The sequence below is a fragment of the Diaphorobacter oryzae DSM 22780 genome (genome assembly GCF_059568935.1).
Genome location: NZ_JCANUL010000003.1, coordinates 373,261 through 386,541, shown reverse-complemented (window position 1 = coordinate 386,541; position 13,281 = coordinate 373,261). Strand labels below are relative to the sequence as shown.

The 13,281-nt window shown below is 68.3% G+C and carries 13 protein-coding genes and 1 pseudogene; 9 read left to right on the top strand and 5 right to left on the bottom strand.

Going from position 1 to position 13,281, the window contains the following annotated elements:
- Positions 1 to 439: 439 nt before the first annotated feature.
- Both BP68_RS07900 and BP68_RS07895 read right to left on the bottom strand, forming a co-directional pair.
- Positions 440 to 556: pseudogene (locus tag BP68_RS07900) on the bottom strand (DUF1153 domain-containing protein); the annotation flags it as partial.
- Between the two features lie 749 nt (positions 557 to 1,305).
- The gene (locus BP68_RS07895; RefSeq protein ID WP_496370377.1) at positions 1,306 to 1,533 is read right to left on the bottom strand and encodes a hypothetical protein; all 228 of its coding nucleotides are present in this window, start codon (positions 1,531 to 1,533) and stop codon (positions 1,306 to 1,308) included.
- Positions 1,534 to 1,750: 217 nt separating this feature from the next.
- Between BP68_RS07895 and BP68_RS07890 the strand changes: the two genes are divergently transcribed.
- The 7 genes from BP68_RS07890 (at position 1,751) to BP68_RS07860 (ending at position 8,846) form a co-directional block, all read left to right on the top strand.
- Positions 1,751 to 2,125: a CidA/LrgA family protein gene (locus BP68_RS07890; protein ID WP_496370375.1), complete on the top strand. Its 375-nt coding sequence runs from the start codon at positions 1,751 to 1,753 to the stop codon at positions 2,123 to 2,125.
- Positions 2,125 to 2,844, top strand: a complete 720-nt coding sequence (locus tag BP68_RS07885; RefSeq protein ID WP_496370373.1) for an LrgB family protein — start codon at positions 2,125 to 2,127, stop codon at positions 2,842 to 2,844. Before BP68_RS07890 ends, BP68_RS07885 begins: the two co-directional genes overlap by 1 nt.
- Positions 2,845 to 3,116: 272 nt before the next feature.
- Positions 3,117 to 4,328, top strand: coding sequence for a urate hydroxylase PuuD (locus tag BP68_RS07880; protein WP_496370371.1), 1,212 nt, complete (start codon positions 3,117 to 3,119; stop codon positions 4,326 to 4,328).
- Between the two features lie 20 nt (positions 4,329 to 4,348).
- Entirely contained in the window at positions 4,349 to 5,623 is a 1,275-nt protein-coding gene (gene guaD / locus BP68_RS07875) for a guanine deaminase (RefSeq protein ID WP_496370369.1), read from the top strand.
- 88 nt (positions 5,624 to 5,711) lie between these two features.
- Positions 5,712 to 6,278 (top strand): dCTP deaminase, encoded by a 567-nt coding sequence (gene dcd / locus BP68_RS07870; protein ID WP_496370367.1) that lies wholly within the window; start codon positions 5,712 to 5,714, stop codon positions 6,276 to 6,278.
- A gap of 165 nt (positions 6,279 to 6,443) precedes the next feature.
- Positions 6,444 to 7,307 carry a KPN_02809 family neutral zinc metallopeptidase gene (gene ypfJ / locus BP68_RS07865; protein WP_496370365.1) on the top strand — a complete coding sequence of 288 codons (864 nt, stop codon included), beginning with the start codon at positions 6,444 to 6,446 and terminating at the stop codon, positions 7,305 to 7,307.
- Positions 7,308 to 7,406: 99 nt separating this feature from the next.
- Complete coding sequence (locus BP68_RS07860) at positions 7,407 to 8,846, top strand: DEAD/DEAH box helicase (RefSeq protein ID WP_496370363.1); 1,440 nt, start codon at positions 7,407 to 7,409, stop codon at positions 8,844 to 8,846.
- Positions 8,847 to 8,917: 71 nt separating this feature from the next.
- Here the strand turns inward: BP68_RS07860 and xdhC are convergent, their stop codons facing one another.
- Positions 8,918 to 9,757 carry a xanthine dehydrogenase accessory protein XdhC gene (gene xdhC, locus BP68_RS07855; protein WP_496370361.1) on the bottom strand — a complete coding sequence of 280 codons (840 nt, stop codon included), beginning with the start codon at positions 9,755 to 9,757 and terminating at the stop codon, positions 8,918 to 8,920.
- Positions 9,758 to 9,898: 141 nt separating this feature from the next.
- Between xdhC and BP68_RS07850 the strand changes: the two genes are divergently transcribed.
- Entirely contained in the window at positions 9,899 to 10,372 is a 474-nt protein-coding gene (locus tag BP68_RS07850; protein WP_496370403.1) for a hypothetical protein, read from the top strand.
- Between the two features lie 16 nt (positions 10,373 to 10,388).
- On the opposite strand, the gene uraH is transcribed toward BP68_RS07850, so the two are convergent.
- Positions 10,389 to 10,739 carry a hydroxyisourate hydrolase gene (gene uraH / locus BP68_RS07845; RefSeq protein ID WP_496370359.1) on the bottom strand — a complete coding sequence of 117 codons (351 nt, stop codon included), beginning with the start codon at positions 10,737 to 10,739 and terminating at the stop codon, positions 10,389 to 10,391.
- Between the two features lie 84 nt (positions 10,740 to 10,823).
- Complete coding sequence (locus tag BP68_RS07840) at positions 10,824 to 12,146, bottom strand: glycerate kinase type-2 family protein (protein WP_496370357.1); 1,323 nt, start codon at positions 12,144 to 12,146, stop codon at positions 10,824 to 10,826.
- Between the two features lie 115 nt (positions 12,147 to 12,261).
- On the opposite strand from BP68_RS07840, the gene puuE reads away from it, so the two are divergent.
- Positions 12,262 to 13,221 carry an allantoinase PuuE gene (puuE, locus tag BP68_RS07835; RefSeq protein WP_496370355.1) on the top strand — a complete coding sequence of 320 codons (960 nt, stop codon included), beginning with the start codon at positions 12,262 to 12,264 and terminating at the stop codon, positions 13,219 to 13,221.
- Positions 13,222 to 13,281: the final 60 nt, after the last annotated feature.

The following is a 13,281-nucleotide window of genomic DNA, read 5'->3' as shown; positions in this document are numbered from 1 at the left end:
GAATTGAAGTGAACTTCACTTCTATTCTCATGAGCGTTTGATAGTTCCAAAGAACTTGGCACCCGCCATCAAACGCCCACGCTTATCGGCTGTATGTTTTTAATGAACCAAAAGCCAAAATTTTTTCTGACTTTCTAGCTTTGCTGCGATCAGCGAAGCCTTGAATTCTAACACAGTTTTAAAAGACCTGTCAAACTTTGTGGCCTTTCGGCCTTTTCGCTTTATTCACCAATCTGCAACTTTCATCGCAGACCGCCTCAGCAGCGAAGCCTTGAATTCTATACCGGTTTTAAGCACCGAATCAACTCAAGGCAGAGGAATTTTTTACCTTCCCCTTTTTGCTGCAAAGAACTCGCCTCATTTGCCAATCTGAAGCTTTCACCGCAGATCGCCTCATCAGCAAAGCCTTAGTCAGCCAGTCCCTGCTGAAGGCCGGGGATCATTTCTCGTCCTCGCTACCCAGCAAGGAAGCCCGCTTTTTTCGCGCACGCAGCTCCAGCATGGCCTCTCTATAGGCCTCCTTCAGTTCGCACAGTTGTCTCTCGTATTGCTCTTTGAACCCAACGACTTACTTCGCAGAGCGCTCTGCTTGATCTCGTATCCCATCAGGCTGCTCATCGTCGTTTCCGCCAGCGTTAACGCCTGAGCAGAAATACTGGGTCAATACAGCAGCACATCCCGCGCCCTAGGCATGAAAAAGCCCCATGGATGGGGCTGGATGGCGCAGGCTTCAACAAGCCGCATGGGGCGGTGTGTCCGCTGGCTCGGGCGGTGGCGCCGGAATGTCGGGCTCCACGGGCTGATCCGCCGGCTGGCGGGGTGTGGATGCGATGCTGTGACCCATGGTATGCGGCCTCCTCGCTGGCTACTCGTGCCTGTCCCGACAGGGCAGCGGCAATGCGGTTGTGCCTGCCTGCCGTGCTTCGCCAATCGAAGCACAGAGCCCGGCGGATGCTCTGTCCACCGGAACGCTGCCAATGCGTGCGGCGGTGGGCAGGGCCGGCTGTATTCTCCGCGTCCCTGCGTGGCGCCTGCCAGCACCCGCAGGCCATAGCCACGGGAAGCAGGCCTTGCCAAGCCAAGGCGCGGCATGAATCCAACCACGGCGTCAGCACCGCGCCTTGCGCTGGAGCGCCAGCAATAGGCGCTACCCGCGAAAGACCGTTGCCACCGCCATCCACCGCGGCCTCAAGACACGCGGTGCCTGCACATCCGGCTGCTGTCGCTGGTGCATACCTTAAAGGCCCGTGCGGCGAAGGCACGTAGGACGAAGGCGAGTCTCAAGCCCGGGCCCCTGTCGCATCGTCAGTTGTCCTGGCGCTTGATGAGCTTGCGGCCATTCTCGGTGATGCTGAACTGCCCGGTCGGCGACTTGCCGATGTAGCCCCACTCCAGCAGGCGCCCCGAGAGATGGTGCTTGAGCGCGTCGGGCACGCCGAGGGCCTGACCCATCTCGAGTTGCTTGAGCGTGGCGATCTCATCCACGGTAGGCTCGAATGTCGGCGCATGGTAGAGGGGTTGAACAGTGGCCATGACAGGTTCTCCTTGTACGGATTGGATTGCGCGGCGCCGCCCCCGTTCCGCAGGAATCCGATCGTGCCCGGCACCGCGTGGGTAGCAGGGTATTCCTGCCGATCACGGCGCGCAATCGGCCAATCACCCAAGGGCCAGCACATACCTTGCGGGATGGGCGATGATCGCGCTCCCCTCCCTGGCACACCGCCCCCCTGCGCCGCCTCTTTTCTGCCCCATGCTCTACGCCCTTACCGCGCTCTTCGCCTTCCAGTTTCTGGGGGAGCTTCTCGTGCGATTGCTGCACCTGCCGTTGCCTGGCGCACTGGCCGGCATGCTGCTGCTGCTCGTGGCGCTGCTTGCGCTTGGCCGGGTGCCGCAACCGCTGGAGCGCACGGCAGGCGGGCTGCTGCAGAACATGATGCTGCTGTTCATCCCCGCCATCGTGGGAGTGATGCTGCACTTCGACCGCATCGCACGCGAATGGCTGCCCTTCCTCGTGGCCTGCATTGCCGGGGCGGCCGTCACGCTGCTGGTCACAGCCTGGACGCTGCGCTGGCTGCTGCGCGATGCGCCTGAAAAACGGCCCTGCGGCCAAACGGATCAGTCCTGATGGAAGCCCTGGACGCCCTCGCCCCCTGGCTGGCCCGCACGCCCCTGCCCTGGCTGGTGCTGACACTGCTGGCCTACGTGGGCGCACTGGCACTGTACCGGCGCAGTGGCGCGCACCCGCTGCTCATTCCCGTGCTCACGGCCGTGGTGGCCATCGTGGCCGTGCTGCTGGCCACGGGAACGCCCTACGCCACCTACAGCCGGGGAGTGGAGTTGCTAAGCTTCCTGGTCGGCCCCGCCACCGTGGCCCTGGCCGTGCCCCTGTTCGCGCAGCGCGAGCGCATCCGCCAGCTCTGGCGCCCGCTCGGCTGCGCCCTGCTCGCGGGCTGCACGGCGGCCATCGTCTCGGCCCTGCTGCTGGCCTGGTTGCTCGGGGGCACGCGCGAGACGCTGATGTCGCTGGCACCCAAGTCCGCCACCATGCCCATCGCCCTGCCCGTGGCCGAGCGCATGGGCGGCCTGCCCTCGCTGGCGGCTGTGGCCGTGGCCATCACAGGGATTGCAGGCGCAGTGATGGCGGGGCCGCTGCTGCGGCTGCTGCGCGTACGCAATCCCGCCGTGCGGGGCTTCGCCATCGGCCTCACGGCCCACGCGATCGGCACCGCGCGCGAACTGCAGGTGCACCCGGTGGCCGGCGCCTTCGCGGCACTGGCCATGAGCCTGAACGGCGTGGCCACGGCGCTGCTGGTGCCGTTGTGCGTGGCCCTGCTGCCCGTGTAGCCACGCCCCGACGGGGGCGCCCCCTCGCAACACGCTCCACCGGCGCACGCCAGCGCATTATGCATACACTTCGGTCCATGCTGAACAGTTCCCGGCGATGTGCCTTGCAGGCGGGAGCGGCTCGGCACGGCCATACTGATCTCCCTTGGTCGCAGCGGTGCCCCGGCGGTTGTGCGCCAAGGTGCGCGGCCTGTCGTGTTCCTGCTCAGAGCGCCCGCCGTGGTGAGCAGATTGCAGATGGCGCCCGTGCGCGCTATCGAGGTTGAGAGTCCATGGAAAGCTATCTTCTCGACTGGGCCAATCTGCTGCTGCGCTGGCTCCACGTCATCACCGCCATTGCCTGGGTCGGCTCGTCGTTCTACTTCGTGTTCCTGGACAGCAGCCTCACGCCGCCGGTCGATGACGACCTGAAGAAGCAGGGCGTGAACGGCGAGCTGTGGGCCGTGCACGGCGGTGGCTTCTACCACCCGGTCAAGTTCAACGTGGCTCCGCCCAGGCTGCCGGACCATCTGCACTGGTTCTTCTGGGAAAGCTACACCACCTGGCTCAGCGGGTTTGCGCTGCTCACGGTGTCGTATCTGTGGAATGCCGGCATCTATCTGGTGAACCCGGCCTATCCCCTCCTGTCGCCCGCCATGGCCATCGCGGCGGCGCTGGCCTTTCTGGTGGTGTTCTGGCTGCTGTATGACGGCATCTGCCGCCTGTTCGGCCAGCGCAGGAACGGCGACGCCATCGTGGGCGCCCTGGTCCTGGTGCTGGTGTGCGCAGCGGCGTGGCTGGCCTGCCGCCTCTTCCCCGGCCAGGCGGCCTTCCTGCTCATGGGCGCCATGCTGGCCACCGCGATGAGCGCCAATGTGTTCTTCTGGATCATCCCGGGCCAACGCAAGGTGGTGGCGGCCCTGAAGGCCGGCCAGCCGGTCGACCCTATCCACGGCCAGCGCGGCAAGCAGCGCAGCGTGCACAACACCTATTTCACGCTGCCCGTGCTGTTCGCCATGCTGTCCAACCATTACGGCTGGCTGTACAACCATGCGCTGAACTGGCTGGTGCTGATCCTGATGATGTTCGCGGGCGCGGCCATCCGCCAGTTCTTCGTGATGCGCCATGGCTACAAGCTGGGCCGCAACCCCCATCCGTGGCCCTACGCGGCGGTGGGCGTGGCCGTGCTGCTGGGCGTGGTGGCGTGGCTCAAGCCCGCGCCCCAGGCTGCGGCCGTGCCCGTGGCTTCCCAGGCCGCGGCGGGCTACGGGCAGGTGCGCGCCATCCTGCAGCAGCACTGCGTGGTTTGCCACAGCGCCAACACCGTCGCGCAGAAGAACGTCAGGTTCGACACCCCGCAGGACATTCAAGGCCATGCGCAGCAGATCTACCAGCAGGTGGTGCAGCTGCGCAAGATGCCCTTCGGCAACCCCGGCGCACTGTCCGACGCAGAGCGCGACATCTTCAGGCGCTGGTACGAAGCCGGCGCACCCGTGTCGCCCTGAGCGCAATGGAAACCCAGGCCATGCACCTCTACCGATCCGCGCTCCTGCGCTTTGCCGACGACGGCACGGCCCAATACGACGAGGACGGGCTGCTGGCCGTCGCCCCCGATGCGCGTGGCGTGCAGCGCGTGCTGGCCGCCGGTGCCTGGAGCGTGCTGCACCCCCGCTACGCCCACCTGCCCGTGACGCACTGGCCGGGCCGCATCATTGCGCCGGGCTTCGTGGACATGCATGTGCACTATCCGCAGACGGACGTGATCGGCTCGCCCGCCGACGGCCTGCTGCCCTGGCTGGAGCGCTACACCTTTCCGCACGAGGCGCGCTTTGCCGACGGTGCCTACGCTAGCGCGGTGGCGCGCTTCTTTCTGGACGAGCTGCTGCGCAACGGCGTGACCACGGCGCTCGCCTTCGCCACCTCCCACCCTGGCTCGGTGGACGCGCTCATGGCCGAGGCACAGGCGCGGCGCCTGCGCCTGATCGCGGGCAAGGTGCTGCAGGACCGCCATTCGCCCGACGGCGTGCGCGACGACACCGAACAATCCCTCATCGACACCGAGGCACTGATCCACCGCTGGCATGGCCGGGACCGCCTGGGCTACGCCATCACGCCGCGCTTCGCCCCCACCAGCACCGAGGCGCAGTTGCGCGGCGCGGGCGCGCTGGCCGCGCGCTACCCGGACGTGTGGATCCAGTCCCATGTGGCCGAGAACCGGGACGAGATCCGCTGGGCGCGGGAGCTGTTTCCCGCCGCCCGCAGCTACCTGGGTGTGTACGACGACGCCGGCCTGCTGCGCGAACGCGCGGTGTACGCGCACTGCATCCACTTCGACGACGACGACCGCGCCCTCATGCGCGAGCGCGGCGCCGTGGCGGCGGTGTGCCCCACGAGCAACCTGTTCCTGGGCAGCGGCTTCTTCGACAGCGCGGGCGCCGACCGCGCGGGCATGGGCTACGGCCTGGCCAGCGACGTGGGCGGCGGCACCAGCTTCAGCCCCTTTCGCACCATGCTGGCCGCCTACTACGTGGGCCGCGAGGGGCATGCCAAGCCCGGCCTGAGCCTGTCGCCCCAGCGGTTGTGGTGGCAGCACACGGCCGGCGCCGCGCGCGCACTGGGCCTGGCGGGCGTGGTGGGCAACCTGCAGCCGGGCTGCGAGGCGGACTTCGTGGTGCTCCACCCCGGCGCCACGCCGCTGCTGGCGCGCCGCACGGGCGACGCGGCCAGCCTGGACGAACTGCTGTTCGCCCTGATCGTGCTGGGCGACGATCGCCTGGTTGAACGCACGGTTATTGCATGAAATATGCCCCTGACGCCCGCGCACAAAGCGTCAATAGCTACAATTTATATAGCATTGCGTACCCTAGAATACGCGCCAGGAGTACCCCATGAGCATCAAGAGCGATAAATGGATCCGCCGCATGGCCGAGCAGCACGGCATGATCGAGCCGTTCGAGCCCGGCCAGATCCGCGAGCAGGACGGCCGCAAGATCATCAGCTACGGCACCAGCAGCTACGGCTACGACATCCGCTGCGCGCGCGAATTCAAGGTTTTCACCAACATCCACAGCACCGTGGTGGACCCGAAGAATTTCGACGAAAAGAGCTTCGTCGACTTCGAGGGCGACTACTGCATCATCCCGCCCAACAGCTTCGCGCTGGCGCGCACGGTGGAGTATTTCCGCATCCCGCGCGACGTGCTCACCGTGTGCCTGGGCAAGAGCACCTACGCGCGCTGCGGCATCATCGTCAACGTCACGCCGTTCGAGCCCGAGTGGGAAGGCTACGTGACGCTGGAGTTCAGCAACACCACGCCGCTGCCTGCCAAGATCTACGCGGGCGAGGGCTGCGCCCAGGTGCTGTTCTTCCAGGGCGACGAGCAGTGCGAGGTCAGCTACCGCGACCGCAACGGCAAGTACCAGGGCCAGCACGGCGTGACACTGCCCAAGGCCTGAGCGCCAGGGGCGTGCCGCTGCCCGGTGAGCGGCCCGGGCGCCACACAAATGTGAAATTTGTTGAACTTCGCGTCCGAAAGTGCCGGGCATGCGTTGGGACGGCGTACGCGCTGGTGGCGGGCGTACCATTCGCAATCGGCGCATGGCGCACACGGGAGAAGGCCCATGAAATGGGAAGGTAATCGCGAATCGGACAACGTCGAAGACCGGCGCAGCGGAGGCGGCGGCGGCTTCGTGGGCGGCCGCTCCATCGGCATCGGCACGGTGGTGCTGGCGCTGATCGGCTGGGGCGTATTCGGCATCAACCCGCTCACCACCATCGGCGTGCTGTCGGGCGGCGGCGCCCCTCAGGTGCAGCAGGGGCCCGCGCAGCGCCCGCCCGAGGGCGACCGCCAGGCCGCGTTCGTCTCCACGGTGCTGGCATCCACCGAGGATGTCTGGACGCAGATCTTCCAGCAAGGCGGAGCCCAGTACCGCGCGCCGAAGCTGGTGCTGTTTCGCGGCGCCACGCCCACGGCCTGCGGCACGGGGCAAAGCGCCATGGGGCCGTTCTACTGCCCCGGCGACCACAAGGTCTATCTGGACATGGATTTCTTCGACACCCTGAGCCGCCAGTTGGGCGCGCCCGGCGAATTCGCCCGCGCCTACGTGATCGCCCATGAGGTGGGCCACCACGTACAGACCCTGCTGGGCGCCACGGGCAAGGTGGACAGCATGCGCGGGCGCGTCAGCCAGCGCGAACAGAACGCGCTCTCGGTGCGCCTGGAACTGCAGGCCGACTGCTACGCCGGCATCTGGACGCGCCACTCGCAGCAGGCCAAGAACTGGCTGGACCAGAGCGACATCGAATCCGCCCTGAACGCGGCCCAGCAGATCGGGGACGACACGCTGCAGCGCCAGCAGACGGGCACCGTGCGCCCCGACGCCTTCACCCACGGCTCCAGCGCCCAGCGCATGCGCTGGTTCACCCAGGGCATGAAGACCGGCAGCGTGCAGGCCTGCGACACGTTCAACGCGCAGGCGCTGTAGACACAGTACGCGCATCGGCGCACTTCTCCAGCGGCACAAACCGGGCGAACGCCCCGGAAGCGGTCCCCGTTTCTGCTGCAATGCGACAATAGCGGTCTGATGACACAACCCTACTCCACCCTCTCGCTGGCAGAGCCTCTCAAGCGCGCCGTGGCCGACATGGGCTACGAGAACATGACGCCCATCCAGGCTCAGGCGATTCCCGTCGTGCTGACCGGCAAGGACGTGATGGGCGCAGCGCAGACCGGCACCGGCAAGACGGCGGCCTTTTCGCTGCCGCTGCTGCAGCGCCTGCTCAAGCATGAAAACAGCTCGGCCTCGCCGGCGCGCCACCCCGTGCGCGCCCTGGTGCTGCTGCCCACGCGTGAGCTGGCCGACCAGGTCGCCCAGCAGATCGCGCTGTACGCCAAGTACACCAAGCTGCGCAGCACCGTGGTGTTCGGCGGCATGGACATGAAGCCGCAGACCATCGAGCTGAAAAAGGGCGTCGAGGTCCTGGTGGCCACGCCGGGCCGGCTGCTGGACCACATCGAGGCCAAGAACGCCGTGCTCAACCAGGTCGAGTACGTGGTGCTCGACGAGGCGGACCGCATGCTGGACATCGGCTTCCTGCCCGACCTGCAGCGCATCCTGAGCTACCTGCCCAAGCAGCGCACCACGCTGCTGTTCTCGGCCACCTTCTCGCCCGAGATCAAGCGCCTGGCCAGCAGCTACCTGCAAGACCCGATCACCATCGAGGTCGCGCGCCCCAACGAAACCGCATCCACGGTCGAGCAGCGCTTCTTCTCGGTGGACGGCGACGACAAGCGCCGCGCCATCCGCCATGTGCTGACCGAGCGCGGCCTCAAGCAGGCCTTCATCTTCGTCAACAGCAAGCTCGGCTGCGCCCGCCTGGCGCGCAGCCTGGAGCGTGACGGCCTGAAGACGGCCGCGCTGCACGGCGACAAGAGCCAGGACGAGCGCCTGAAGGCGCTGGAGGCCTTCAAGAGCGGCGACGTGGACCTGCTGGTGTGCACCGACGTGGCCGCGCGCGGCCTGGACATCAAGGACGTGCCCGCGGTGTTCAACCACGACGTGCCCTTCAACGCCGAGGACTACGTGCACCGCATCGGCCGCACGGGTCGCGCCGGCGCCTCGGGCCTGGCCGTCACGCTGGTGGCCAGCAGCGATACGCGCCTGGTGGCCGACATCGAGAAGCTCATCAAGAAGAAGATCGAGCTGGAGGCGCTGGAACTGGACGACGAGCGCCCGCGCGGCCGCTTCAACGACGGCCGCCGCACCTGGCGCGAGGGCGCGGAAGGCAGCGCGCCATCGCCGCGCGCCCCACGCGAGCGCGAGCGTGAACGCGGCTCCTACCGCTCGGCCCCGGCCGCAGCGCGCGACCCGTTCTTCGACAAGCCCTATGAAGCCAGTGCCGCCAGCGACGGCTCGGCCAGCTGGGAAATCACGCCCAAGGCCGGCGCGGCACGCGGCAGCATCTCCGCCAACATCAAGCCCAAGCGCAAGGTGGCGGCCCTGTTCAAGGCACCGCAGCCCTAGCCGTCCACCCGGTAATCCGGGCAAGCGCTTTCGGCGCTCTGCCCATGCCGTGATGCCCCCGGCGGCGGGCATCAACCCGGCGCGGTGATCGACTCCAGCCTCTGCAGCAGCTGCGCCGCCACGGCCACGGCGATCACCTCGGGCGCCTTGCCCTTGATGCCTGCCACGCCGATCGGGCAGGTCACCTGCGCCAGTTCCGCCTCGCCAAAACCACGCGCCCGCAGGCGGCGGGCAAAGGCAGCCCACTTGCTGCGGCTGCCGATCAGGCCGATGAAGGGCAGATCGCCCCGCTCGCGCTGGCGCGCCAGGCAGGCGGCCACGATGTCCAGGTCTTCGGCATGGCTGAAGCTCATGATGAGCACGAAGGAGCGCGGCGCCAAGCCGGGCACGGCAGCCTGCACCGGCTCCGACTGCTCGCAGACGGTGCCCGCATCCACCAGCGGCGGGAACACGCCGTCGCGGCTGTCGATCCAGTGCAGCGCAAACGGCAGCGGCGCCAGTGCCCGCGCCAGCGCATGCCCCACATGGCCGCCCCCGAACAGCGCCACCGGATGCAGGCACGGCTGCAGGCGCGCGCGCAGGGCCGGCGCGTCGGCCGCGCCCACGCACTCGAAACGCAGGTGCACCACACCGCCGCAGCACTGGCCCAGGCCCGGGCCCAGCGCATGGCGCACCAGCGGCGGCCTGGCCGGGCGGCCGGCCAGGTGGTCGGCCAGGCGTGCGCGCCCCTCGTGCATGGCCTGCAGCTCCAGGTGGCCGCCGCCGATGGTGCCCAGCGGCTCTGTTTCGCCCGCACACAAAGCCATCCAGGCGCCAGGTTCACGCGGCGCCGAGCCTTGGGTAGACTCCACCGTCACCAGGCACGCGGGTGCGGACTGGATGCGCTTGAGCAGACATTCCAACGCCGTCACTCGCACTCACCTCCAATCCACAAGCAGCGTGCCGCGGATGCGCGGCGCAGCAGGTACAGCATAGCGACACCGACCATGCCCCAGCAGCCATCCGACGCTCCCCGGCGCGCCAAGCGCCCCTTCTGGCTGCCCGCCAGCCTCATGGCGGCGGTGGCCGCCATCGTCGCCGCCTGCAAGTCCGCGCCCGAGGCGCCCGCGCCGCAGGACTCGCTGCCCCCCGGGGCGGATTCGCGCATCACCGGCCCCGTGCCGGCGTCCAAGGGATCGGCACGCACCTCGGCGGCCGCCACGCCGCGCGCCTACCGCCAGGATGCGGCCAGCCACCTCTATGGATTGAACGCGCAGCGCATCTACAAGGGCAAGCTGCCGCCGCTGCTGTACGCCATTGGCGTGCTGGAGGTGGACATCGACCGCGCCGGCCGCGTGACGACCCTGCGCTGGATGCGCGCGCCGCGCCACGCGCCCGAGGTGGTGGCCGAGATCGAGCGCACGGTGCGCGCCGCCGCCCCCTTCCCCGTCCCCGCGCGCATGCAGCGCGTGACCTACACCGACACCTGGCTGTGGGACAAGTCGGGCAGCTTTCAGCTCGACACGCTGACCGAGGGCCAGCTCTGAGCGCACGCCGGCGTGCTCAGGAACCACGGTAGGTGGAATAGCTCCACGGGCTCACGAGCAGGGGCACGTGGTAGTGCTGGTCGGCGTGGGCAATGCCGAAATCCAGGCTCACGCGATCCAAGAAGTTGGGCTCGGGCAGCACCACGCCCCGGGCCTTGAAGTACGCGGCCACGTCGAAGGTCAGCCGGTAGGTGCCCGGGCGCAGGCTGGCGTTGTCGAACAGCGGCGCATCGGTGCGGCCGTCGTGGTTCAGCACCAGGCGCTTGATCAGCGTGGCCTGGTCGCCGGCGGTGGCATACAGCGCGACCGACATGCCCGCCGCGGGGCAGCCGTGCATGGTGTCGAGGACGTGGGTGCTCAAGCCCATGGAAGTCTCCTGGAAGGCGGCGGCCGGCCGCCACGAAATTCAAACAAAATCAGGCCACAGCGCCCACCCATAAAGCGCAATTAGCTACAAAATCAATAGCGCACGAAAATCATTCACATTGGTGTGCGTGGGCCCGGTGACGATCAAATCGCCCAGCGCCTCGAAGTAGCCGTAGGCGTCGTTGCGGTCCAGATGCCCGTCGATGCGCAGGCCCTTGCCGGCAGCGCGCGCCAGCGTGTCCGGCGCCACGCGAGCGCCGGCGTTGTCTTCCATGCCGTCGATGCCGTCGGTGTCCGCCGCCAGCGCCCACACGCCCTCCTGTCCCTGCAGCGCCTGCGCCAGCCCCAGGCAAAACTCCCCCGCGCGCCCGCCGCGTCCCTTGGGCGCACCCGGGGGCCGCGGGCGGATGGTGACCGTGGTCTCGCCGCCCGACAGGATCACGCACGGCCTGACGAACGGCTGGCCCTGGCGGGCCACGGCTCGGGCCAGGGCGGCATGGACCTTGCCCACCTCGCGCGACTCGCCTTCGATCTCGTCGGACAGGATGTATGCCGCCAGCCCGGCCGCGCGCGCCGCCTGGGCCGCGGCCTCCAGCGACTGCTGCGGCGTGGCGATCATGTGCACCGCCTGGCCGGCAAAGCAGGGGTCGCCGGGCTTTGGGGTTTCCAGTGCTGCGGCCTCCAGCGCGGCGCGCACGGGTGCGGGGACGGCGATGCGGTAGCGGTCCAGAATGGCCAGGGCGTCGGCGCAGGTCGTGACGTCGGGCACCGTGGGGCCGCTGGCGATCACCGAGGGGGCGTCGCCCGGCACGTCGCTGATGGTGAGCGTGACCAGGCGCGCCGGCGCGCAGGCCGCCGCCAGCCGCCCGCCCTTGATGCGCGAGAGGTGCTTGCGCACGCAGTTCATCTCCCCGATGGCCGCGCCGCTGTCCAGCAGCGCGCGGTTGATGCCCTGCTTCTCCTCCAGCGACAGGCCATCGGCCGGCAGCGTGAGCAGCGCCGAGCCGCCGCCCGATATCAGGCACAGCACCAGGTCGTCCGCGGTCAGCCCCTGCGTGAGCGCCAGCACGCGCTCGGCCGCGGCCAGGCCCGCGGCGTCGGGCACGGGGTGGGCCGCCTCGACCACCTCCAGACGCTGGCGCAGGCCCTGCGGGCGGGGCGGCGTATGGCCATAGCGCGTGACCACCAGCCCCGACAGCGGGGCGTCCTGCGGCCACAGCGCCTCCAGCGCCTGCGCCATCGAGCCGCCCGCCTTGCCGGCGCCCAGCACCACGGTGCGGCCCTTGGGCACGGGCGGCAGGTACCGGGCCATGCTGTGCAGGGGCTGGGCGCGCTGCACCGCCACGCGGTACAGGTCGAGCAGGAAGGCCTGGGGGTTCGCGAAGGGTTCTGTCTGCGTCACGTTCATGCGGTGTTGTCTCCTGCGCCCGATTATGGAAGCCCTGCGGAAGTTGCGGATGCCGGCGCCGCCCGGCCCCCATAAACTCGGGCGCAGCACGCCCGCCACCCGCCTTCGCCCCGCCATGACCTACGACGCCACCGCCCCCTACCCCCGCGACCTGGCCGGCTACGGCCGCACGCCCCCGCACCCGCAATGGCCGGGCAACGCCCGCGTGGCCGTGCAGTTCGTGCTGAACTACGAGGAAGGCGGCGAAAACCATGTGCTGCACGGCGACCCGGCCAGCGAGCAGTTCCTGTCCGAGCTGTTCAACCCCGCCGCCTACCCCGCGCGCCACATGAGCATGGACGGCATCTACGAATACGGCGCACGCGCCGGCGTGTGGCGCATCCTGCGCGAGTTCGAAAGGCGCGGCCTGCCGCTGACGGTGTTTGGCGTGGCCACGGCGCTGCAGCGCCACCGCGAGCTGGCCCAGGCCTTTGCCGAGCTAGGTCACGAGGTGGCCTGCCACGGCCTGAAGTGGATCCACTACCAGAACGTGCCCGAAGAAGTGGAGCGCGCCCACATGGCGCAGTGCCTGGAGATTTTTGGCGAGCTGTATGGCACGAACAACGACCACGGCCTGGGCTGGTACACCGGCCGCGACAGCCCCCACACCCACCGCCTGGTGGCCGACGAAGGCCGCTTTGCCTACGACAGCGACTACTACGGCGACGACCTGCCGTTCTGGATGAAGGTGCAGAAGACCGATGGCAGCGCGCACCACCAGCTCGTCGTGCCCTACACGCTGGACGTGAACGACATGCGCTTCGCCCTGCCCCAGGGCTACTCGCACGCCGACCCGTTCTTTCAGTACATGAAGGACAGCTTCGACACGCTGTACGCCGAAGGAGCGCCCGACGGCGACAACGCGCCCAAGATGATGAGCATCGGCATGCACTGCCGCCTGCTGGGCCGCCCCGGCCGCATCACGGCGCTGCAGCGCTTTCTGGACCATGTGCAGAGCCACGGCGACGTGTGGGTGTGCCGCCGCATCGACCTGGCGCGCCACTGGGCGCAGCGCTTTCCAGCGCCCCTTCTTTGAATCAAATTGCACCGCAGCGCTTATGCAACAAGCGCAAATAGCTCACTTTTTAATAGCAAA